The following is a 22,097-nucleotide window of genomic DNA, read 5'->3' as shown; positions in this document are numbered from 1 at the left end:
CCATGCCTTATCTTATTCAGAAGAAAACCGATGGCACGATGGTGCAACAGTGGCAGTTGGGGGAGAAAGCACTGACGTTCGGCCGTGGCAAGGATGTGGACGTAAAAATCGATGATCCGGAAATGTCCAAACGCCATTTCCTGATCGAGTACAAGGATGGTCGGCATTCTATCCGCGACCTGAAGTCGGTCAACGGCACGTGGCTGAATCAACTACCTGTCGCGGAAACCGGCCTGACGGCCGGAGATCGCATCCGGGCCGGGCAAACACTGTTTGCTTTTGAAAAAGGGCTGGGTACCGCCATCGGAGAATTGGCCCAGGGGCGCAAGAGCTACGAGACCGTCCTCAGGGAGATCACCAAAGATATTGGCAAACGCGTTCCCAGGAAACACAGCCCGCGCCCATCATGATTGGATCCGTCCCGACTGGTGTCAGTGGATTGTCAGAGAGCAAAAAATGGCGCTCCCGGCCCGATTCGAACGGGCGACCTGCGGTTTAGGAAACCGACGCTCTATCCATCTGAGCTACGGGAGCATGATTACTGCCGATAAGGTATTTGAAATGGCGTTGTGGGTCGAGCGCGTTTTGTCCGGGCAAGTACGATTACCGATGCGTAAAGATCGCGCGTATCACGAGCGACAAAGGAGCTTAAGAACGTAACACCGGCCCGACTGCATTGGACGCACCCCATTTCCAATCACGGACCTCCGGCAGGTCCTCGCCGAATTTTGCTATGTATTGTTTGTGCTCGATGAGCTTGTCCTGAAGTTGCTGCTTCAGATAGATGCCCCGGTCGCCGGTCTGCGGGAGGCGGTCAATGGCATCCATTACGAGATGGAAGCGGTCCAAATCATTCAGCACCGTCATGTCGAAGGGCGTGGTGATGGTTCCTTCCTCCTTGTAGCCGCGAACGTGCAGGTTCTCGTGGTTGGCGCGGCGATACGTCAGTCGGTGAATCAACCATGGATAGGCGTGGAATGCGAAAATAATGGGCTTCTCCCTGGTGAAGAGTTCGTCAAAATCCTTGTCACTCAGCCCGTGGGGATGCTCCGTTTGCGGCTGCAGTTTCATGAGATCGACGATGTTGATGACCCGAATTTTCAGATCGGGCAGATGGTGGCGCATGATGGAAACTGCGGCAAGCGTCTCCAGCGTGGGGACGTCGCCGCAGCAGGCCATCACCACGTCGGGCGCACCGCTCTGATCATTGCTGGCCCACGACCAGATGCCGATGCCCTTGCTGCAATGTTTGACGGCGGCGTCCATTGTCAGCCACTGCGGCGCCGGGTGTTTGCCCGCGATCACGACATTGACGTAATGGCGGCTGCGCAGGCAGTGGTCCATCACCGACAACAAACAATTTGCATCCGGCGGCAAATAAATCCGAACGACCTCAGCCTTCTTGTTCACAACGTGGTCGATGAAACCGGGATCCTGGTGCGTGAAGCCGTTGTGGTCCTGCCGCCAGACGTGCGAAGCCAACAGGTAATTCAACGAGGCGATCTTTCGTCGCCACGGCAAATGCGCGGTGACCTTCAGCCACTTGGCGTGCTGGTTGAACATCGAATCGACGATGTGTATGAACGCCTCGTAACAATTGAAAAGTCCGTGTCGACCGGTGAGCAGGTAGCCTTCCAGCCAACCCTCGCATTGGTGTTCGCTCAACACCTCCATCACGCGTCCGCTGGCCGCAAGAAATTCGTCGTTCGGCACGGTTGCGGCTTCCCATTGGCGATTGGTCGTTTCGAACACGGCTTCCAAGCCGTTGGAGAGTGTCTCGTCGGGACCGAAAATTCGAAAATTCCTCCGTTCACTGTTCAGCTTCACCACGTCGCGCAGGAATTTTCCCAGTACATGCGTGTCGCCGATGCCGCGAACTCCCGGCGAGGACACGTCGACCGCATAATCCCGGAAATCCGGCATCCGCAGGTCGCGGAGAAAAATACCGCCGTTGGCATGGGGATTTGCGCCCATGCGTCGCGTGCCCGTGGGCGCGAGTTCAGACAGTTCCGGTTTCAAGCGGCCCTGCCCATCGAAAAGTTCTTCGGGTCGATAACTCTTCAGCCAGTCTTCCAATTGCTTGAGGTGTTTGGGATTGGTGGCTGGGTCGGAGAGCGGCACTTGGTGCGAACGGAACGTGTCTTCAACCTCTCGACCATCGATCACCTTTGGTCCCGTCCAGCCCTTGGGCGAATTGAGAACGACCATCGGCCAGCAAGGACGGGCGGCGTCGCCGTCAGAGCGCGCCGCTTTTTGAATTTGTTTAATCTGCTCCACCACGGTGTCGAGCGTCGCGGCCATGGCTTCATGCATCAGCGCGGGTTCGTGACCCTCGACAAAATAGGGCGTCCACCCGTAACCGTGGAGCAACTGTTCCAACTCCTCTCTCGGAATGCGGGCTAGGAGGGTTGGGTTGGCGATCTTGTAGCCGTTGAGATGTAGGATCGGCAGGACCGCGCCATCGGCGGCCGCATTGAGAAACTTGTTGGAGTGCCATGCCGTAGCCAGCGGACCAGTTTCCGCTTCGCCGTCACCGACACAACAGGCAACGACGAGATCGGGATTGTCGAACACCGCTCCAAACGCATGGCTGAGCGAATATCCCAATTCACCGCCCTCGTGGATCGACCCGGGGCATTCCGGCGAAGCATGGCTCGGAATCCCGCCCGGAAATGAGAACTGCGTAAAGAGTTTTTTGAGCCCGGCCTCATCCCGGCTGATGTTCGGATAAACTTCACTGTAGGTTCCTTCGAGGTACGTGTTGCTCACGACCGCCGGGCCGCCGTGTCCGGGGCCGGAAATGTAAATCATATCCAGATCATATTTTTTGATGACCCGGTTCAAATGCGCGTAGATGAAGTTCTGCCCCGGCGTGGTCCCCCAGTGTCCCAACAGCATGTGCTTCACATGCGCGAGCGTCAGCGGCTGTGTGAGCAGGGGATTGTCCCAAAGGTAGATCTGTCCGACCGACAGATAGTTGGCGGCGCGCCAGTACGCATCGATCTTCTGGAGCTGTTCCGGAGTGAGAGTGCTTGTCTTCATGGTTTAATTTTCTTGGGGTCGCCAGGGCTGAGGACACGGATAACTGACCTGGCGATCATCAGTTCTTCGTCCGTGCGGATGACCCGCACGGCGACCTGACTGGAAGTTGTTGAAATCTGCGCTGCATTCTTCGCGTTGCGCGCCTCATGCAATTCGATGCCGAGGAAATCCAGTCCTTCGCAGATACGGGCGCGGATCGCCGGCATGTTTTCCCCAATGCCGCCGGCAAACACCAGTGTATTCAGGCCGCCGAGCGCGGCCGCGAAGGAGCCGATCCATTTCTTTACCTGATAACAAAACAGCGCCACGGCTTCCGCCGCCCGCACGTCATTGGCTTCCTGTGCGAGCAGGTCCCGCATGTCGGAGCTGGTCTCCGAGACGCCGAGCAGTCCGGACTCGTGGTTCACCATTTGCCCAAATCGTGATGCGGTCATTCGGTCCTCGTGTGCCAAAAACGAAAGGAGGCCCGGATCCAGATCGCCGGTGCGGGTGCTCATCACCAATCCCCCCGTCGGCGTGAAACCCATGCTGGTGTCGATGCTCTTGCCGTCGCGAACTGCGGCCAGGCTGGCGCCGTTGCCGAGATGCGCCAGGATCACGCGGCCCTTTGTTGCCGCCGGGTCGCCGAGCCGTGCGAGTTCCTCCATAAGGTAGGCATACGACAGACCGTGGAAACCGTACCGCTGAATTCCTTTTGCGTCGAAGCGTCGCGGAATCGGCAATAACTTCGCGACCCGCGGCATGGTGCGGTGAAACGCTGTGTCGAAGCAGGCCACCTGCGGTAGTTTCGGATGACGCTGGCGGAACGCTTCCATCAGTTCTATCTCGCGGGGCAGATGTTCCGGGTCGTACGGCCGGAGGCGATGCAGTTCATCGAGCAACTCCGGCGTGACCCGTTCCGGCTCGGTATGAGTCATGCCGTGTACTACTCGATGCCCCACGGCCCGAACCGAACTGAAGCCATCCTGCTGTTCGATCCAATCGATCAGGAATTTCGCTGCCGACTTGTGATCGGAAGCGGCAATGCGGCGACTATCCTGCGGTTTCCCTGTGCGATCACGGAACGTCAGATTTGTTCCGCTCAAGCCGATGCGATCAACCTTTCCATAAAGTCTTCGCTTCTGTAGGTCGCCCGTCTGGTACAGCGCAAACTTGATGCTCGAAGAACCGCCGTTGATCGTCAGGACACAAGCCTGGTTGAGTTTCTTCGCCATGAGGTAGTAACCTCTTGATCTCCGGTTGTCGTTACGGTTCCATGCCGAGTTCTGGCATCCGCAAGGCACCGGAATCGGTAGCGCCAAGCCCGAGTTCGCGCGCGACGCGCGCCAACGGCTGGATGACTTCAAGCGCGCGCGCCAGCGTTGCCTCGCCGGCTTTTTGGCTGTTGTCGGGACCGCCACCGAGGAGCGCCTCCAGTGGCGACTTCTTCAGGGGAAACTCTTTCAGGCGGATCTTCGCGTCCACAGGCAATCCCGCGGCCTCGCGCACGAGACGGACCGCAACGGGAAATCCACCGAGTTCATCCACCAGGCCGAGCGCCTTGGCGTCTTCACCCGTCCAGACGCGGCCTTTGGCGATTTCGAGCACTTTCTCTTTCGGCAGCTTGCGGCCCTCCGCAACCTTGGTTGTGAAATCCTCGTAGATGCGGTCGAGCAACGTCTCGAACCGTGCCCACTGTTCGGGCGTGTAATCTTTCAGCCCCGTGAACACCATGGCATTCGAACTCGTATGCACTTCATCCCACGAGATGCCCAGCTTGTCCCAGAAATTCGTCGTCAACATCTTGCCCGCAAACACGCCAATGGATCCCGTCAGCGTCGCCGGTTCCGCGACGATCTTGTCCGCTGACATCGCGACGAAATAACCGCCCGATCCCGCGACCGAACTCATCGACACAATCACCGGCTTGCCAGCCTTCTTGGCGCGCACCGTTTCCCGCCAGATCGTGTCGGACGCAGCGTACGAACCGCCAGGGCTGTTGATGCGGAACAAAATGGCCTTCACCTTCTTGTCCTCCACCGCCGCCCGGAACGCCGCCGCCACCGTGTCCGCGCCCATCGTCACCTCTTGGAACACCGGATCGTAGCCGCTCTTGCCGCGATTCACCCCGCCGACTCCATATATAAGAGCCACCGTCGTCCCTTTGTCGTACAGGCCGCCGGCACGCTCGCTATATTTCGAAAGATAGAGAAACTTCGCATCCGCACCGGCCTTCTTCTTGATCTCCGCGTACGCGTCGTCGCGGTACGCAAGTTTGTCCACGAGTTTCGCCTGCAACGCCTCCTCGCCGAGGAACGGCCCGCGATCGATCAGCGCCCGCACTTCGGTTTCCGACATCTTGCGCCTTTCCGCGATGCCCTTTACGATCTGGCCAAAGATCGACTCCACTAACTTCGTCGTCGCCTCGCGATGCGCCGCGGTGTATTTCTTCTCGGTCAACTCGTTCATTGCGTTCTTATACTCGGATCGATGGTCCATGCGCGGAACGAACCCAAGTTTGTCGAGCGTCCCGCGGATGAACGGCGTCTCCGCCATCAATCCCGCTAGGCCAACGTCGCCCGACGGCTGCAGGTAAATCTCATCGAACGCCGTCGCGAGGTAATACGAAGTGTTTCCCTTGGTGCCCTCGCCGAAGGTCTCCGCATAAGCGATGGCCGGTTTGCCCTTGCCGCGAAACGCAATAATGGCATCGCGGATTTCCTGGATTTGCGCGGCGGAATAACCGGCTTCACCCACGCGCGCAATCAAGCCGACCACCCGATCATCCGTCGTGGCCCGCTCCAACGCCTCGATCACGCCCAGCACCGTTGGCGCCCTGCTCCCCGACACGATTTTCGCCACCGCATCATCGGGGACGTACTCGACCAGGCCCTTCTCAAAATCAGCTTCGAGGATCACCTTCGAGGGAACCGGACGCTTGGCCCCAAGCGCGCACACCGCACCGACGACCGCCACCATCAGAACCAACGCCCCCACGACCGCCAGCAACCCTACACCGAGTTTCACCAAGGTCTGCAGTTTCATGATTCTCCTCCGATGATCAGCACGCCCAACAGTCGATGCCCACCCTACTCCCGCGTCCTCCCCGCGACAAGCGAACGTTCGTCGTCACAGTTCTCCTTCGTGTGTTCCGTGTTGAACAGGCAGCCTGCCCTCCACAGCGTCCTCGCGACGGAGGATCTCGCCTGTCGAATTTAATAGCATCAAACCAACGAGCAACCCGGATCGAGCATCAAAAAGGCGGGCTAAACCTGGAGAAATGCCCTCAAAGCGCCTCAAAACACCCCCCAAATTGGGTTCGTTTTCCAAAACGAACCCAAATTATTTAGCCAAATTTTTGCGTCACTTCCAATTGCCCCACAATTACTTAACACCATTTTGCCTCGCCAAAAAAATTGGGTTCGTTTCGCAGAAACGTATATACCCCCTTTCTCCCTCCCCAAAGATAGCATTAACGACCATAGGCTCTCGCCATTGCTCTTCGTCTTCTGGCATTTTCCGTTCATTTTACTTCGACCTTTTGCCTTCCTCGTCGCGCCATAGCCTCGGGCGACGGCGGATACCTTTCCCGACAGTGTCGACTATACCTCTCCCGCGACACCACGTCCAGCAAAATTATCGATTAACGATATGCTGGAGGCTCCTTGGTTCTTCTGTGCATATCATCGCCGCAAGAAGTTCTGGTGTCATCCCGCGCGGAGGACTAGCATCAGGGGATGGACGACGCCCTGCTTTGGCATCGACTGCAGTTCGCCTTCACCATCACCTATCATTATCTCTTTCCGCAACTCACCATGGGGTTGGCGTGGATCCTCGTTTACTGGAAGTGGCGCCACCTCCGCACTGGCGACGAACGTTATGGGAACGCCGTCCGGTTCTGGGCGCGCATCTTCGGCATCAACTTCACCGTCGGCGTGGTCACGGGCATCCCGATGGAATTCCAGTTCGGCACCAACTGGGCGAATTTTTCCCGCTACTCCGGCAACATCATCGGCCAAACGCTCGCCATGGAAGGCATGTTCGCCTTCTTTCTCGAGAGCGCAATGGTCGGGGCCATGGTTTGGGGCGAGAAACGACTGGGCCCGCGCAATCATTTCCTCGCCACCCTGGGCGTGGCCGTTGGTAGTTGGCTCTCGGGCTACTTCATCCTTGTCACGAATGCTTTTATGCAGCACCCCGTCGGTTACGCGCTGGCCGCTGATGGCACCTTGCGGCTCGCGGATCTCCAGGCGTATTTGCTTAATCCCTGGGCCCTGGTCGTCTTCCTCCACAACCAAACCGCCGCGGTCGTAACGGGATCATTCGTGGTGGCCGCCGTCGGCGCGCTTTACGCCTTGCGTAACCGGCACTCCGCCCAAGCCTCGCTCTTTCTCAAGACAGGCACCATCGTCGGCTTGGTCGCGTCCGTACTCGTGGCATTTCCTACTGGCGATATGCATGCGAAGAAAGTCGCCCAGTACCAACCCGTCGCGCTGGCCGCAATGGAAGGCCGCTTCCACAGCGGCCCCATGGCCGAAGTCAACATGATCGGTCAGCCGAACATGAAGGAGCGCCGACTCGATAATCCAATTCGCATCCCCGGCGCGCTCAGCTTCCTGGCCTACGGCAGTGTCTACGCAAACGTCCACGGCCTGGATGAATTCCCCGAAGACACCTGGCCGACCAATATCGAACTGCTCTATTACGCCTTCCATATTATGGTGGGCCTCGGCACGATCTTTATCGCGCTCATGGCTTGCGCCTGCTTCCAACTCATGCGCGGCCGACTGGAAAAAACGCCCGCATTACTTTGGTTGCTGATGCTGGCATTCCCATTCCCGTTCATCGCCACCTCCGCCGGCTGGATGGTGGCGGAACTCGGTCGCCAACCGTGGCTCGTCTATGGACTTCTCCGCACCGCTCAAGGAAGCAGCGAAGTGGTCAGTGGCGGCGACGTGTTGTTCACTCTCATCGGTTTCGTGGGTCTTTATTTCGTGCTGGGCGTGCTCTACCTGTTCATGGTCGGCCGCGAAATTCTCCACGGCCCGCAGCCCGCTTCGTCCACCACCAAACGGGGAGCCGCCCATGGTTGAAACCTGGTACGCCATCCTGTCGTTCATGCTCGTGATGTTCATCATCCTCGACGGCTTCGCCATCGGCGCGGGAACCCTGCAATACGCCGTCGGCAAGACCGACGCGGAACGAAGATTGGTCCTTCGCGCCATCGGCCCGCTCTGGAGCTGGCACGAAGTCTGGCTCGTCAGCTTCGGCGGGACGCTCTTCGTCGCCTTTCCCTCGGTCCTGGCTTCCGCCTTTGCGGGATTCTACCTGGCGTTTTTCCTTTTGCTCTGGTCGCTCGTGCTGCGTGGTGTGTCCCATGAAGTCAGCGGCCACATCGACGATCCACTGTGGCGCACCGGCTGGCATTTCTCTTTCGTGGCCTCAAACATCCTGCTCGCCATCCTCATCGGCGCCGCGCTCGGCAACGTCGTGCGGGGCGTTCCGCTGGACGTCCGTGGTCGGTTCACCCTCAGCTTCTTCACCCATTTCGGCGTGCGCGGTCACGTCGGCATCCTGGATTGGTACACGGTCTCGGTCGCGGTCTTCACCCTGGTCACACTCGCGGCCCACGGTGCGGTCGCTTTGGTATTGAAAACTACCGGCCCAGTCCACGACCGCGCCGAACGGCTCGCAAAGCTCCTTTGGGATATTGTCCTGGTGCTGCTCGTCGTGATTACGGTGGAGTCAGGATATGTGCGACCGGATCTGTTTCCGGGAATGCTGCGCCAACCATTCGCCTGGCTCGGCGTGGCCGCCGTTCTCGGCGGCCTGCTGGCGGTATTCATCGGCCTCCGCAACCGCCTGGAAAAGAGTGCTGTCATGGGTTCCTGCGCGTTCCTGGCCGGCCTGATGATCGCCGGGGCCGCCAGCGTTTTTCCCGTCATGCTCCACTCCACGCTCGCGCCAGAAAACTCCCTCACCGCGTATGAAGGCGCCGCCACGGGACACGGCCTGGCCATCGCGCTCGTCTGGTGGCCCGTCGCCTTGGTGCTGTCCATCGGTTACTCCCTCTTTATCCACCGCCACTACGCGGGCAAAGTGCGGCCAGCAGAGGACACCGAGAGCCCCTATTGAAAATTTATTGAGTCTTCGTGTTCCATCGGTTGTCTATTGTGTGTTCCGTGCTAAGTTTTGAGTAGGCAAGTTCCGTTATCAAGCAAGGAGACCGACCATGGATATTCTGGTCCAAGCCGACGGTGTCACACTCTCGGAAGTCATCAAGGATGCCATCGATGAAAAAATCGGGCGGGTCGAACTTTACGCGCCCCGCGCGGTACGCGCGCGCGTGCGGCTGCGCAAAGTCAGCGCCCACCCCTCGCCGCGTCAATTCACCGTCCGCGTGCTCGTCGAAATTCCCGGCGCCGACCTCAGCGCGGAGGAATCCAGCGCCGATGTCATCGGCGCGCTTGAAGTAGTCGCGGGAAAAATCGAGCGCCGCCTGCGCAAACGCAAAACGGACCGCCTCGCCAAGCGCGTCCGCGGCACCCGCCGCAAACCCTAGGCGAGAGATGGTCGTGCTACCGCGAACGGACAGGCCGTGCCCCTGTCTTTTCCTATCCCTCAACCAAGGTGTTTGTGATACCCTCGCCGGGTGGTCATTCGTAACGTCATTCTCGATTGGTCCGGCACGCTCGTCGATGATTTGCTGCCGGTGGTGAGGACCACGAACCACGTGCTCGCGTTCTGTGGTTTGCCGGCGATGTCCCTGCCGCAGTTCCGCGCGGAGTTTTGCCTGCCGGTTCGCAAGTTCTACGAGACGCGCGTCTCCCACATACCGCAGGCGAAACTGGAAGAGATTTTTCTGGCAGAATATCCAAAACACCACGCCGCCATCACCGTCCTGCCGCACACGCAGGAGTTTTTGCGCTTCTGCAAGGAACGGCGCATGGGCGTGTACATCGCCAGCACGGTCGATCCCCACACCTACGAAACGTTGGGGGATCTTTTCGGTATCAAATCTTTCATTACCAAGCCATACATTGGCATTGTCGACAAGACATCGACGATCCACCACATCCTCGACGAGAACCACCTCGACCGCGACGAGACGATGTTTGTCGGCGACATGGAACACGATATCGAGGCCGGTCAGGCGGGCGGCATCCACACCTGCGCGGTGTTGACGGGCTACAATTCCCTCGAGAAACTGCGCGCGATGGGACCCGACCTCATCTGTGAGCATCTCGGTGAGTTGCAACAATTCCTCGCCAAGCCCGAGGTCGTGCGTGGATAAGATCGTCATCAAGGATCTCGAGGTGGACGCGCACATCGGCGTCACGGAATCCGAGCGCGCACAGGCCCAGAGATTGCTCATCACGGTGGAGATGGAACGCGACCTCACAGAAGCGGGGCGTCAGGATGCCGAAGCCGCTACGAGCCGCTACGATATCGTCGCGGACCTGGTCCGCCAGTTGGTCACGGAACGGCCGCGCAAATTGGTCGAGGCGGTCGCCCATGAAATCGCCGGGGCAATTCTCGCCCGCCAGATGGCCGATGCGGTGACGGTCGAGGTGAAAAAGTTCAGCATCCCGCGCAGCCAGTACGTCTCGATCCAGATTCGTCGCGCCCAATGAGGACTCAATGCGGACCTGCTACTGCTTGATATTGGCCGTGTGGTTGCTGGCCGGACTTTACGCCCGGGCCGACACCGTCAAACTCAAGGACGGCACGGCGCTCGAGGGTGAGATCGTGTCCGAGGACGCTTCGTCGCTTTCGATCCTGCTGGAGTTCGCCGGCGGGACGATCACGCAAACACGCCGCGTCGACAGGGCGGACATTGCCGCGGTCATCCGCTGGACGCCCGAGCAACGGGCCGAGCATCAGATAGCGCGTGACTACGAAAACCTGCAGAAGTATCAACTTAGCCCGAGCGACAGCTACAGGGTTGAGTACTACGACCAGGTCATCAGCGACGTCTTCGGCGCGTTCCTGAAGGAACACCCGAACTCGCCCTACGCGTCGAACGTGACCGAGCGCATCGTTGGGTGGAAGGCGGAGCGCGATCTGGTGGCCGCCGGAAACGTCAAGTTTCGTGGCCGATGGTCGCCTGCCGCGGAGGTTGCGCCGCAGATGGAGCGCGCGTGGGGCCAGCAGTTGCTGCAAGAATCCCGCGAACTCATGGCCCAACGCCGATTCGAGACGGCTGTCCAACGGCTCCAGTTCGTCGTTCGCATGGAAAGACAGCCGGAGCTGGCTTCGGCGGCACGACCGTTACTGGTGTCCGCTTATCAATCGGCCACGAATTCGCTCGACCGTCAACAACGGCAATTGGTGGGTGAGGTCTCGTCTGCTCGGGATCGGGTGGATCGGGCTCGTCAGGCACTGCGCTCGGCCGAGGCAACGCTGGCGCAGGCCACGGATCGCAACTCGCTGTCAACCACCCAGGCCCACATCGCCGTTGATCAGGCCCGCAGTGAACTCAATGCCGCCCAGAACCAATTTGATTTCGCCGTGAGTCAACGCGATGCCGTAAAACAGAGGCTCACAACGCTGAAAGCGCACCCACCCGAGCTAACGACCCCGACGAATACCGTCGAGGCATCCAGGGCTCCACCCGCGCCATCGCCCGCGCCGCCACCCGCCGCGGAGTCGCCCGAAGTGCTCGGGGGCCTCGTTGCCTGGGCAAAGAACAACTGGGTGGCGATGGCGATCATCGTCGTCGCGATTCTTTTCTTTATCTCCCGGTTCCTGATCAAGGATTGAACTGCGGGAGCTTGCGACCAACCTTCATTGCCAGTATTTTTGAAAGTCGTCCCCGTCCTTCTTTTCAAAGGTGGGGAACCGCGTGTGCCCCGGATCGTTCGCTTTGACTCCCACCGCATCCTCGATGTACCGATAAACCGCGATCGGGTATCGATCAAACGGCACTGTCAAGGCGTCGCGATTATACGGCTCCCAGATTTTGGGGACAACGACCGACAGGCTCGTCATCACGCAGCAAACCAGGATCGTGGCGGCGATGAAACCAAAAACGAATCCCAGGACCCAATCGAGGATCTTCGGGTAGCGCGGCACCGCATCTTGCGTGAGACGATTGAGCACCAGGATCAACGGCAGGCACCCCACCAAAAACACCGCCCAATACGCCCCGAATGCGCCATAGGCGCCCGCCCCCGGCATCACCGATTCCACCCAGCGCGTCGCCTCGTACCAGTATCGCAGCGTCACCATCATCGCAAAGAACAACAGCACGGCACTGGTCAATTCGTAGAACACACCGAATACGACCGCTCCCCCCCATGCCAATGTCAGGATTAACGCCATCGCGCCAATGCTGAGGATCAGTGGGATGGTTTCCGCCATAATCAGCTCGCTTGCATCACTTCCTCCACCGACGTGATGCCCAGCAAAATTTTTTCAGCGCCATCACAGTAGTAGGACCGTAGGCCCTTCCCGGCAGCCAGCTTGGTCAGTACCTGCTCGTTGGCACCCTCGTTCAACGCCTTGCGCAACTCCTCGTCCAGTACAAGCATCTCGAAAATACCGGTGCGGCCCCGATAGCCGGTCTCATCGCACGCCTCGCAACCCACCGCGCGATAAAGGGGGCTTCCCGGCTCGAAATCCAAACCGATCTCATCCAATTCATGTCCCGTTGCCGGATATGCCACGCTGCATTTCTTGCACAACACACGCACCAGCCGCTGGGCCACGACCAGCAGCAGCGCCGAGGAAATCTGGTAGCGCTCCACGCCAATCTCTTCCAAACGCGCGATCGTCCCCACCGCGTTCTTCGCGTGTAGCGAGCTGAATACCAGGTGTCCCGTCAACGCGGCGCGGACCGTGATCTTGGCCGCCTCCGCGTCGCGCATCTCTCCCACAAAAATCACGTCCGGATCCTGCCGCAGAATCGAACGGAGCCCCGCTTCGTAGCTGACACCCGCTTTCACGTTGACCGGAATTTGCGTCGCCCCCTCCAGTTCGTACTCCACAGGGTCTTCGATGCTCATGATGTTCAACCGTTTTCGGTCGAGCCGGCTCAGCGCCGCGTACAGCGTCGATGTCTTGCCCGACCCGGTCGGGCCGGTCGCGAGGATAATGCCGTTACGCGAGTGAATCACGCGGTCGAAGCGCTCCATCATGTCCGGGCGCATTCCGAGGTCGCCGAGGCCCAACACCCCGCTCTTACGGTCCAGGATGCGCAGCACCATCTTCTCGCCGTGAATCGCACTGGTCGTCGCCGCGCGGAAATCCACCTCGCTCGCTCCCGTGCGCACGCGAAATCGGCCGTCCTGCGCTCTCCGTTTCTCCGCCACATCAATCTGCGCCAGGGTCTTCAGCGCCGCGACCACACGCAGCCCGTCCGCCCTGGTAAATGTTAACCGCTCCTGCAGTGCGCCGTCGATGCGGAAGCGGACACGGCACCCGTCGGCCTGTGGCTCGATGTGAATGTCGCTGGCGCGCTCGCTGATGGCATCCTCCAACACCTCGCGCGCCGCCTCGATGCCGGTCATTTCCGGCATGTCCTTGCGGATCGCAATCGGATTGCCATCCACATCGAGAAACTCCATCCCGACACGCTGTTTCTTGGCCCCAAGCGTCGCGGCGATCTTTGTCCGCCCGCCAAACAGTCCCCGCTTCTTTGGGGCCTCGTCCGACTTCAAACCGGCCACGCGGCCGGTAAGTGTCCGGGGTGCCTCACCATCGCGTAAACGATGCCGACGCTTCCCCAAATACATCAGGAACCCGGCGAACGGGAGCAAAAGCACGCTCGCGTTGACGCGGCGGACCGTCTCGGGCATTCCCTTCACGTCATGCTGTACCCAAACCAGCGCTGCGATCCACCCCATCGTGGCCACACTGAGGAACACGAGAAAAACATCCATTCTCCAGCGATGAACGTAAGGCGCCGGTCCGAGAGGCAGGGACGGTTTCTGCGGGGTCGGCTGTTCGGTTGGGACGACTTCAACGCCGTCGATGCTTTCGATTGATGCGAGGGGCAGCTTGACCTCGCCCTGCGGCATGGCGATTCGGATGCTGTAGCCATCGCGCGCCACAATCTTCACGTCATCATAAACAGTGCCGTCCTTCAGCTTCACTTCGGATGCGAACAGCGAGCCGACGGCCAGGAAAACCCCGATAACAACCAGGTTGAAGCTTCGCAAAGTGGCGTGCGCCTCCGTATTCGATGTTCACTGTGCCCGCCCTTCCGACGATGAGTCAACAGCTATTCCGACTAATCGTCGGCCGGCTCGTTCGCGGCCAACTCCTCGGTCACCTTGGAGTGGTTGCCCTGCGCCTTGATCATGCCGCTCTTGCGCGCGAAGTCGAACAAACCGCCGGCGTCGATCACCGGCCGCGCCTCACCGAGCGGCTTCGTCGCAAGAACGTTCGACGTCTTGAGGACCTTCAACGTGTTCCCGTCCAGGTCGAGTTCCACCTCGTCGCCCGTCTTCACCGTCTCACAAATCCGCGCCGTCGCTTCCACCGGGTAAAGTTCGCCCGTCGCCACGCTGTTACGGAAGAAAATGCGCGCAAAACTTTCCGCCACCACCGCCTCGCAGCCCGCCGCGCCGAGCGCGATCGGCGCGTGCTCGCGCGAACTGCCGCAGCCGAAATTGCGCCCGCCGATGACAATCGTGTACGGTGTCTGTGTCTCGCCTTCGGGAATGAAACGGGTCGGGTACTGATCCTTCGGTAGCCCGCACAACGCGAAGCTGCCGAGCTTCACGTATTCCTCGGGAATCGTCGGCACGAGGTTCAAATACTGCGCCGGAATGATCTGGTCGGTGTCAATATTGTCCCGCACCACGTATGCCTTGCCGCGAATGACCTTGCTCATGACCGGACCAGCCTACGCAATTACCGGAACTGAATCAATCCTCAAAACTACAGCATTTTATTCGTTTCGGAAGACGTTCAATTCTGTCTCTCAACTCTTTCCAGACAGGCCGAAAGCCCAATTCTGCGAATGGCCACCGTCGTTTCGAGCTTGGCAAGGTGGCTGCTTTACATTTGGCCATGCCAGAGTACAGCGACCCGGAAAAAAACTATACGGTCATTTATCCCGATGGGTGGCTGCCTCTGACCCATGAGGGCTCCCCGCACGTCAGCCTCGCCAGTTTGACCACTGGCGGGTACCTGAAGATGGAGGCCTGCCAGTTTGAAAAACAAACGCCCGAATCGATGCGCCCGGATCGCGCGTTGCAATCGCTCATCGACTGCGAAAAGCGCACCTGGCCCCAGATCGAGGAGCCCGTCATCCAACGCGGCTCCCGCAGCGGTTCCACGCTGGCGTACATGACCTACACGCGCGCCGAACCGAAAGACGATGATCACCTCGCTGATTTCGGCCATACACGCGTCTGGATCTTCAGCCGCGGCCGCGTCCAGGTCCGCTGTCTCTACCGCTGCCGCAGCAGCGATGCCGGCGTCGACGACGATGAACTCGAGGAGATCATCGGCTCGCTGGAACTGCACGACGAACCGCACCTCGACACGGCCAGTTTCACCAACTATTACTTCAGCCTGCTAAAACACCAGCGCCCGCAACTGGCGATCCGCTCACCTGAAGGCCTGGCATTGACGCTTGCGGATGGGCAGACCGTGTTGCTCGAGCACCTCTATCATCATTACCTGCTCGAACCGCACCGCATGGACGATTTGATCGAGTCGCACATCAACCTGCTCGACTACTGCGGCGACGATGTGCCCGACTTGAAAAGCTACAAGCAAATCAAGCCGCTGTTGTTCCCAAAGATTTTTCGGACAGCCTCGCGCAATCTGCCGGCGCACCGGGCGCCCTTGTGGCCCGGCATCGGCATCGGCGCGGTCGTCCAGGGCTCCGTCTTCACCTACGGGGTGAACTCGGAACGGTTGAAAAACTGGTCGCGGGATTCGCTCAACGAAATCATGGAAGATCTACTCGACAATCTCTACAGCATCTCGCCCGTCGCGCCCCGCGGCCTGCGCAATGAGGACAGCCAGACACAGGCGATCAGCTACGTTGACCACGCCTTCAGCGCGTCGTTCATCCTCTTCGAGGATTTCTATAACACGACTGCGCACAACCTCAGCACGGACGAATTTCTTGTCGGCCTGCCCGACCCGAGTTGCGTCTCCTGCTTCCGCGACGACGACCCGCGCTTTGTCGTCCAGCACACCGCCATGCTCCGCTGGGATTACCACCGCAGCGTCGAGAAATTGACCGATGCCATCTACCTCGTCACCGGCCCAAGTCCCAAGGACGTCAAACCCTACGACATCCTCCACTGCTGCCCCAAGAAGGCGTAGCCGAATGCGGCACTGGCCGCATGAGCCGTAACGCAGTGAAGACGCGACCAGTGAGTGCCGAGGTCGCAAACGCCCACATTTTCCGCGGCAACCCCGCCTCTTTTTGGAGCGTGCAAATTACAGTGTGCCGATTGAAGACCATCCTCGCTTCTCATTGCGCATCAACCTGTTAACTGGTGGGTTCGTTTCGCAGAAACGGTATTTTTCAGCGCCTTCCTCTGGTGTAGCGGCGCTTCTATGAAGCGCCGAATGTGGACACCGGCAGATCAACATTAGTTTTTCAAAGAACCGTCCCAATCTTACTCCGCCCCACCTCGCAAGTCCAGTGAAAAACATCGCTTTCCGATATATGGCGCGGCTCCATCAGTCCAGTTCAGCTTGTAAAGCAAGCGGGCAAGGAGTATCGTGGGTTGTGAGGTCTGGGATGAAAAAAGGGATCGTCTGTTATCTACTGTTGTGTCTCAGTTGTGCGCCCAGCCTATTGGCTCAGACGTTTCAAAATCTCGATTTTGAAGGGGCAAATGTGCCTGTTTTGCCCATCAACCAGACTGCGGCTGTGTCAGTCACAAACGGCCTTCCTGGTTGGTCGGCATACATTGGGACAAATCAACTCACAACAATCGGTGAGAACTCTATTACGCTGGGGAACGCTAATTTGGGCATTTTGGCACCAAACTATCTGTCCCCAGCGTTCGGTGCGCAATTTCAGCCCCTCCAAGGGCTCTACTCCGCCATTCTCCAAGCGGGTGGCACCCAAAATCAAGGAGCACAGCCAGCCAGCATTGCCCAAACAGGTCTGATCCCGGCTGGCGTTAAGTCGGTCCAGTTTGAAGCCACGATTCAGTTGACCTTTACAAACGTTCCCAGCGATGTCGCCGTCGCCGTGGGCGGTGTGAACACGCCCATCGTGCCACTTGGTGGCAACTTCTATGGGTGCGACATTTCCGCGTTTGCCAACTCGGAGGAGGAAATTAGCTTTTCGATGCTAACCAACTTCGGTAACGGCCTCATGCTTCTGGACGCGATCTCGTTTTCCACTCAGGCCGTCCCCGAACCGAGCGCGTTGATGCTATTGGTAATTGGCATCGGGGGCCTTGCCTGTTGGCACCGAACTCGCCGCTGTAAAGGGGTCGGTCTACAATATTAACGCAAGCGGCACAGTTGCATGACGCGAATGCAGGAACCCGTCGCTAGAGCGCCGCGATAATCGCCTCCGTCATCTCCACCGTCCCGGCCTTGCCGCCGAGGTCACCGGTAACGTGCTGCCCTTCCCGCAAGACCTTCTGCACTGCGTCTTCCACGCGCGCGGCGATCTCCATCTCGCCAAGATGCCGCAGCATCATCACCGCGGAAAGCAGCAACGCGGTCGGATTCGCCACGCCTTTTCCCGCGATGTCGGGCGCGCTGCCGTGCACCGCTTCAAAAATCGCGCCGTGCTCGCCGATATTCCCGCTCGGCGCCACGCCAAGGCCGCCGATGAGGCCCGAGCAGAGGTCGCTCACGATGTCGCCGTACAAATTCGGCAGGACCATGACATCAAATCTTTCCGGCCGTAGCACAAGCTGCATGCAGGTGTTATCCACGATCATCTCGTCGTAGGGAATCTCGGGAAACTGCTGCGCCACCGCGCGGCAGCACTCCAGAAACAGCCCATCGCTCCGCTTCATGATGTTCGCCTTGTGGACCGCTGTGACTTTCTTCCGCTTCTGCGCGCGGGCCAACTCGAACGCGTAACGCGCGATGCGGTCCGACGCCTTCCGCGTGATCACCTTCAGCGATTCCACCACCCCCGGCACCACCTCATGCTCCAGCCCCGAGTACTCACCCTCAGTATTCTCGCGGACAACGATGATATCGACGTTGTCATAGCGCGACCGGACGCCGGGACGGGTTTTCGCAGGCCGCACGTTCGCATACAAATCGAACGTCTTGCGCAACACCAGATTCAGGCTCGTGTAGCCCGTGCCCACCGGCGTCATGAGCGGCCCCTTCAAAGCAATGCGATTATGCCGAATCGAATCAAGCACCGCCGCCGGCGGCACCCCTTTCGTTTCCGTGAGGATAATTTCATTCAGCGGCTGGAAGTCCCATTGCACCGGCGCCCCCGCCGCCGCCAAAACCTTCTGCACAGCGTCGGCGATCTCAGGCCCGATACCGTCCCCCGGAATCAAAGTCACCGTATGCGTCATGGCCCGATGCTAGGCGAAGTTTGCCAACGCGTCAAAGAGAAGTCCCTTTGTTATCGCTCTCCTCACGAAAGGGCAGCGCGGAAATCGGGATCGTCGGGTTCTTCTGCACAAAATAATCGCACGTCCACTCGCTCGGAAACAACAGGGCCCGCCGCTTGGCGCTGTCGAGCGCCACGCGCACCCCGGTCGGGATGGTCGCCGCCACCAGCATTTCGGCGGAAACCGTCGGGGAAATCCATCGCAACGTTTTCCACGGGACCTCTTCCAACCGCGACGCGGCGCCGTACTCCGATTCCAATCGGAACTGCACCACCTCGAATTGCAACGGCCCCACCGCCGCCAGCAACGGCACCTTCTCCGCCGCATCCGGTAACTCGAAGGATTGGACCACCCGTTCCTGCAACAGCTGCGCAAGTCCCGCCCGGAACCGCTTGAAATGCGCAGGTGATGGATTGCGCAGGTAGGCAAAACATTCGGGGGTGAACTGTGGTATCTCGTCGTATTGAATGGTTGGGTCGGTGCTGAGGGTGTCGCCGATGCCAAATTCGTCGTGGCCCACAAGTCCGATGACATCGCCGGGATAGGCCTCATTCACGGTTTCGCGTTCGCGCCCGAAAAGTTTGTGCGAACTGCCGAGCCGGACCTTCTTGCCGGTGCGTGTATGAATCGCCATCATATCGCGCTCGAATTTACCGGACACGACCCGCACAAACGCGATCCGGTCACGATGCCGCGGATCCATGTTCGCCTGGATCTTGAAGATGAATCCAGAAAACGCCGCCTCTTCCGGCGCGATCCATCTCTCCCCCGAACGTCGCGGCGTCGGCGCCGAGGCGTGTTCCAGAAAGTCGTCCAACAGTAACTGCACACCGAAGTTGTTCACCGCGCTGCCGAAAAATACCGGGGTGAGCCGGCCCGCCGCCACCGCCGCAGCATCGAATACGGCGCCCGCGCCGTCGAGCAATTCCAGTTCGTGAACGACCTCTTGATAATCCTTGTCGCTCAACACCGCGCGCACCTGCGGGTCGGCCAGGTCGCGTACGCTGACCGGGGCGCGGTACATGCCGCCCGCTGTGCGCTCGAAGAGATGAACCTGCTGGCGGGCGCGGTCGAATACGCCCTTGAAAGCGACCCCATTGCCCAGCGGCCAGTTCATCGCGCAGGCGTGAATGCCGAGGACGTTCTCCAGCTCATCGAGCAATGCCAGCGGCCCACGCGCGGGTCGGTCGAGCTTGTTCATGAAAGTGAAAATCGGCACGCCGCGCTGCCGGCACACGGCAAACAACTTGCGCGTCTGCGGTTCGATGCCTTTGCCCGCATCGATGACCATCACCGCCGCATCGACCGCGGTGAGTACCCGGTAGGTGTCCTCGGAGAAATCCTGGTGGCCCGGCGTGTCGAGGAGGTTGATGTAATAATTCTCATACTCAAACTGCAAAACGGTCGAGCTGATGGAAATCCCGCGTTGCCGTTCCAGTTCCATCCAGTCGGAAGTCGTGGCGCGTTGCTGTCGGCGCTGGGTGACCGAGCCGGCCAGTTGCACGGCCCCGCCATACAGCAGCAGCTTCTCCGTCAACGTCGTCTTGCCAGCATCCGGATGCGAGATGATCGCAAACGTCCTCCGCCGGGCAATTTCCTGGGATAAATCAGTCATGGCAACCATTCGCATCCTACCACAGAATGTTCACGCCAATCCCTTGCCGACTTGATCCAATTCCGCCCAGCGAGCATAAAGCCGGGACACCTCGGCTTTGGCGGAAGCGAGTTCGGCGACGAAGGCCGGCGCTTCTTTCGCGCGGGTAACGTAGAAACCGGGTTCGTTCAAGGTTCGCTCCAACTTCGCCATGCGCGCCTCGGCTGCCAGGACGGCGGCTTCCATGCCTTCCAATTCGCGTTGCTCTTTGAAGCTCAGCTTGCGTGGACGCGGCGGTTGGGTTGCAGTCGCGATTAGTTCGGCGATCCGCGCCGGCGCCCGCTCGCGTTGCTGGCGCTTCTCCAGATAGTAGGAGTAATTGCCGGGCTGGACGAACACACTTCCGCCATCCTCAAACGCCACGATCTGGTCGCAGATGCGGTCGAGAAAATACCGGTCGTGACTGACCACCAGCACGCTGCCCTCGAAATCCGCCAGCGCTTCCTCCAGCATCCGCAAGCTCGGCAAATCGAGGTCGTTCGTCGGTTCATCGAGCACGATCACGTTCCCGCCGCGCTTCAACACCTTCGCCAGCATCAGCCGGGCGCGTTCACCGCCCGAGAGATGTTCCACAGGCTCGTTCATCCGGTCGTCGGCAAACAGGAACCGCCGCAAATAACTCCGCGCGCTCATCGTCTGGCTACCGAACACCACCATGTCGCTGCCACCGGCCACTTCGCTCAACACCGTGTTCGTGTCGGTCAACTGCATCCGCGCCTGGTCGATGTAATTGAACACCACCTTCTTCCCGATAACCACGCTGCCACCATCGGGCAGACGCTCGCCGAGACAGAGGCGCAGCAGCGTGGTCTTGCCGACCCCATTGCGACCCACCACACCGGTACACTGCCCGGGCTTCAACTGAAAAGTCAGGTTGCGAAAGAGCCAGCGTTCGCCCACCTTTGCGCCGGCATCCTCGAGGTCCACGGCGATGTTGCCCAGTTTCGGCGCCGGCGGAATCAGCAAATCCATCTCGCGCTCTTCCGGCGGCGCTTCCAGCCCGGCCACCTGGTAGAACGCGTCCAACCGGTGATGCGATTTCGAACGCTGCGCCCGGACACCGGCGCGCACCCATTCCAATTCAATCCGCAGAAATCGTTGGCGGCGGCGTTCCGACTGCTCGGCGATCTGTTGCCGAATCGCCTTGGATTCCAGGTACGCCGTGTAGTTGCCGGGATGCGAGTAACAACGGCCACCGTCAAGTTCGATGATCCGCGTGGCAATGACATCAAGGAAGTACCGGTCGTGTGTCACGAAGATCACTGCGCCCGCAAACCGTTGGAGAAACTCTTCGAGCCAGCGAATCGATTCCGCGTCGAGATGATTGGTTGGTTCGTCTAACAAAAGCAAATCCGGTTGTGCCGCTAGCGCCCGGCACAGCGCCACCCGCCGTTTCTCGCCCCCGGAAAGCGGGCCGACCAACGCATCCAGTGGCGGCGCACCCAGGGCGGTCGTGCTGGCGTTAATCCGTGAGGACAGGTTCCAACCATCAGCGCCCTCGATTTGGTGCAACAATTCCGCCAGCTCGTCGTCGCTGCCGGTACCCGCCTCGTACCGCGCAATCCAGTCCAACAGGTCCGCCGCGCCGTCTTCGATGTTCTGTCGCACGGTCCGGTTGCCATCCAGTTCGAACTCCTGTGGCAGATAACCGACCCGCAACCCGCGTCGCCGGGAAATCTCCCCGGCATCGGCGGTCACCTCGCCCGCCAGGATTTTCAGCAGGCTCGTCTTCCCGCACCCATTCCGCCCAACCAGCCCAACCTTCTCGCCGGGCGCGACGGACAACGTGACCTCTTCCAGCAACGGCGCGGCCCCATAAGCGAGGACCAATCCGTTGGCGGAGATCAAAGCGGGTGCGGGCGTGGCCATGGCGTCCACACTACCGAAAGTTTCCCAAATTGTCG

General features: G+C 59.7%; 18 protein-coding genes and 1 tRNA gene. 9 read left to right on the top strand and 10 right to left on the bottom strand.

Annotated features, from left to right (window positions below; all coding sequences use genetic code 11):
• Nucleotides 1-2 precede the first annotated feature (2 nt).
• Nucleotides 3-410 carry an FHA domain-containing protein gene (locus VNL17_05185; protein ID HXI83467.1) on the top strand — a complete coding sequence of 136 codons (408 nt, stop codon included), beginning with the start codon at nucleotides 3-5 and terminating at the stop codon, nucleotides 408-410.
• Nucleotides 411-457: 47 nt separating this feature from the next.
• On the opposite strand, the gene VNL17_05180 is transcribed toward VNL17_05185, so the two are convergent.
• From VNL17_05180 to sppA, 4 genes are all read right to left on the bottom strand, one after another.
• A tRNA-Arg gene (locus VNL17_05180) sits at nucleotides 458-534 on the bottom strand.
• A 114-nt stretch (nucleotides 535-648) separates the two neighbouring features.
• On the bottom strand, nucleotides 649-3,042 hold the full coding sequence (locus VNL17_05175) for a phosphoketolase family protein (protein ID HXI83466.1): 2,394 nt from the start codon (nucleotides 3,040-3,042) through the stop codon (nucleotides 649-651).
• On the bottom strand, nucleotides 3,039-4,256 hold the full coding sequence (locus VNL17_05170) for an acetate/propionate family kinase (protein HXI83465.1): 1,218 nt from the start codon (nucleotides 4,254-4,256) through the stop codon (nucleotides 3,039-3,041). The genes VNL17_05175 and VNL17_05170 overlap by 4 nt, the downstream gene beginning before the upstream one ends.
• Nucleotides 4,257-4,287: 31 nt before the next feature.
• A complete protein-coding gene (gene sppA / locus VNL17_05165; protein ID HXI83464.1) occupies nucleotides 4,288-6,066 on the bottom strand; it encodes a signal peptide peptidase SppA in 1,779 nt (592 codons plus the stop codon).
• A 692-nt stretch (nucleotides 6,067-6,758) separates the two neighbouring features.
• Here sppA and VNL17_05160 point away from each other — a divergent pair.
• The 6 genes from VNL17_05160 to VNL17_05135 all read left to right on the top strand — a co-directional run bounded on the left by VNL17_05160 (nucleotide 6,759) and on the right by VNL17_05135 (nucleotide 11,784).
• Nucleotides 6,759-8,114, top strand: coding sequence for a cytochrome ubiquinol oxidase subunit I (locus VNL17_05160; protein ID HXI83463.1), 1,356 nt, complete (start codon nucleotides 6,759-6,761; stop codon nucleotides 8,112-8,114).
• Nucleotides 8,107-9,156, top strand: coding sequence for a cytochrome d ubiquinol oxidase subunit II (gene cydB / locus VNL17_05155; GenBank protein HXI83462.1), 1,050 nt, complete (start codon nucleotides 8,107-8,109; stop codon nucleotides 9,154-9,156). Before VNL17_05160 ends, cydB begins: the two co-directional genes overlap by 8 nt.
• A gap of 97 nt (nucleotides 9,157-9,253) precedes the next feature.
• Nucleotides 9,254-9,583, top strand: coding sequence for a ribosome-associated translation inhibitor RaiA (raiA, locus tag VNL17_05150; protein ID HXI83461.1), 330 nt, complete (start codon nucleotides 9,254-9,256; stop codon nucleotides 9,581-9,583).
• Between the two features lie 90 nt (nucleotides 9,584-9,673).
• The gene (locus VNL17_05145) at nucleotides 9,674-10,315 is read left to right on the top strand and encodes an HAD family hydrolase (GenBank protein ID HXI83460.1); all 642 of its coding nucleotides are present in this window, start codon (nucleotides 9,674-9,676) and stop codon (nucleotides 10,313-10,315) included.
• A complete protein-coding gene (gene folB / locus VNL17_05140; GenBank protein HXI83459.1) occupies nucleotides 10,308-10,655 on the top strand; it encodes a dihydroneopterin aldolase in 348 nt (115 codons plus the stop codon). Before VNL17_05145 ends, folB begins: the two co-directional genes overlap by 8 nt.
• Nucleotides 10,656-10,662: 7 nt before the next feature.
• Nucleotides 10,663-11,784, top strand: coding sequence for a hypothetical protein (locus VNL17_05135; protein ID HXI83458.1), 1,122 nt, complete (start codon nucleotides 10,663-10,665; stop codon nucleotides 11,782-11,784).
• Between the two features lie 24 nt (nucleotides 11,785-11,808).
• Here VNL17_05135 and VNL17_05130 read toward each other — a convergent pair whose 3' ends face one another.
• From VNL17_05130 to VNL17_05120, 3 genes are all read right to left on the bottom strand, one after another.
• On the bottom strand, nucleotides 11,809-12,384 hold the full coding sequence (locus VNL17_05130) for a CvpA family protein (protein HXI83457.1): 576 nt from the start codon (nucleotides 12,382-12,384) through the stop codon (nucleotides 11,809-11,811).
• A gap of 2 nt (nucleotides 12,385-12,386) precedes the next feature.
• Nucleotides 12,387-14,183 (bottom strand): GspE/PulE family protein, encoded by a 1,797-nt coding sequence (locus tag VNL17_05125; GenBank protein ID HXI83456.1) that lies wholly within the window; start codon nucleotides 14,181-14,183, stop codon nucleotides 12,387-12,389.
• A gap of 71 nt (nucleotides 14,184-14,254) precedes the next feature.
• Entirely contained in the window at nucleotides 14,255-14,860 is a 606-nt protein-coding gene (locus VNL17_05120; GenBank protein HXI83455.1) for a 3-isopropylmalate dehydratase, read from the bottom strand.
• Nucleotides 14,861-15,039: 179 nt separating this feature from the next.
• On the opposite strand from VNL17_05120, the gene VNL17_05115 reads away from it, so the two are divergent.
• Together VNL17_05115 and VNL17_05110 are read left to right on the top strand one after the other, a co-directional pair.
• Nucleotides 15,040-16,311, top strand: coding sequence for a hypothetical protein (locus VNL17_05115; GenBank protein ID HXI83454.1), 1,272 nt, complete (start codon nucleotides 15,040-15,042; stop codon nucleotides 16,309-16,311).
• A 424-nt stretch (nucleotides 16,312-16,735) separates the two neighbouring features.
• The gene (locus VNL17_05110) at nucleotides 16,736-17,458 is read left to right on the top strand and encodes a PEP-CTERM sorting domain-containing protein (protein ID HXI83453.1); all 723 of its coding nucleotides are present in this window, start codon (nucleotides 16,736-16,738) and stop codon (nucleotides 17,456-17,458) included.
• Between the two features lie 43 nt (nucleotides 17,459-17,501).
• Here the strand turns inward: VNL17_05110 and VNL17_05105 are convergent, their stop codons facing one another.
• The 3 genes from VNL17_05105 to VNL17_05095 are packed head-to-tail and all read right to left on the bottom strand — an operon-like array spanning nucleotide 17,502 to nucleotide 22,062.
• Entirely contained in the window at nucleotides 17,502-18,500 is a 999-nt protein-coding gene (locus tag VNL17_05105; GenBank protein ID HXI83452.1) for an isocitrate dehydrogenase (NAD(+)), read from the bottom strand.
• 31 nt (nucleotides 18,501-18,531) lie between these two features.
• Entirely contained in the window at nucleotides 18,532-20,154 is a 1,623-nt protein-coding gene (locus VNL17_05100; protein ID HXI83451.1) for a peptide chain release factor 3, read from the bottom strand.
• A 30-nt stretch (nucleotides 20,155-20,184) separates the two neighbouring features.
• Nucleotides 20,185-22,062: an ATP-binding cassette domain-containing protein gene (locus VNL17_05095; GenBank protein HXI83450.1), complete on the bottom strand. Its 1,878-nt coding sequence runs from the start codon at nucleotides 22,060-22,062 to the stop codon at nucleotides 20,185-20,187.
• Between the last annotated feature and the right edge of the window lie 35 nt (nucleotides 22,063-22,097).

The organism is Verrucomicrobiia bacterium, assembly GCA_035577545.1.
Taxonomy (GTDB): Bacteria; Verrucomicrobiota; Verrucomicrobiia; order Palsa-1439; family Palsa-1439; genus Palsa-1439.
Note: the sequence above shows the minus strand (reverse complement) of the source record. Positions and strands in the feature narration are given on the sequence as shown.

Coding starts and splice junctions, on each gene's coding strand:
- VNL17_05100 (HXI83451.1), bottom strand. CDS start 20,154: ATGACTGATTTATCCCAGGAAATTGCCCGGCGGAGGACGTTTGCGATC.
- raiA (HXI83461.1), top strand. CDS start 9,254: ATGGATATTCTGGTCCAAGCCGACGGTGTCACACTCTCGGAAGTCATC.
- VNL17_05130 (HXI83457.1), bottom strand. CDS start 12,384: ATGGCGGAAACCATCCCACTGATCCTCAGCATTGGCGCGATGGCGTTA.
- VNL17_05185 (HXI83467.1), top strand. CDS start 3: ATGCCTTATCTTATTCAGAAGAAAACCGATGGCACGATGGTGCAACAG.
- cydB (HXI83462.1), top strand. CDS start 8,107: ATGGTTGAAACCTGGTACGCCATCCTGTCGTTCATGCTCGTGATGTTC.
- VNL17_05170 (HXI83465.1), bottom strand. CDS start 4,256: ATGGCGAAGAAACTCAACCAGGCTTGTGTCCTGACGATCAACGGCGGT.
- VNL17_05175 (HXI83466.1), bottom strand. CDS start 3,042: ATGAAGACAAGCACTCTCACTCCGGAACAGCTCCAGAAGATCGATGCG.
- VNL17_05110 (HXI83453.1), top strand. CDS start 16,736: ATGAAAAAAGGGATCGTCTGTTATCTACTGTTGTGTCTCAGTTGTGCG.
- VNL17_05105 (HXI83452.1), bottom strand. CDS start 18,500: ATGACGCATACGGTGACTTTGATTCCGGGGGACGGTATCGGGCCTGAG.
- VNL17_05120 (HXI83455.1), bottom strand. CDS start 14,860: ATGAGCAAGGTCATTCGCGGCAAGGCATACGTGGTGCGGGACAATATT.
- VNL17_05135 (HXI83458.1), top strand. CDS start 10,663: ATGCGGACCTGCTACTGCTTGATATTGGCCGTGTGGTTGCTGGCCGGA.
- sppA (HXI83464.1), bottom strand. CDS start 6,066: ATGAAACTGCAGACCTTGGTGAAACTCGGTGTAGGGTTGCTGGCGGTC.
- VNL17_05160 (HXI83463.1), top strand. CDS start 6,759: ATGGACGACGCCCTGCTTTGGCATCGACTGCAGTTCGCCTTCACCATC.
- VNL17_05115 (HXI83454.1), top strand. CDS start 15,040: ATGCCAGAGTACAGCGACCCGGAAAAAAACTATACGGTCATTTATCCC.
- VNL17_05095 (HXI83450.1), bottom strand. CDS start 22,062: ATGGCCACGCCCGCACCCGCTTTGATCTCCGCCAACGGATTGGTCCTC.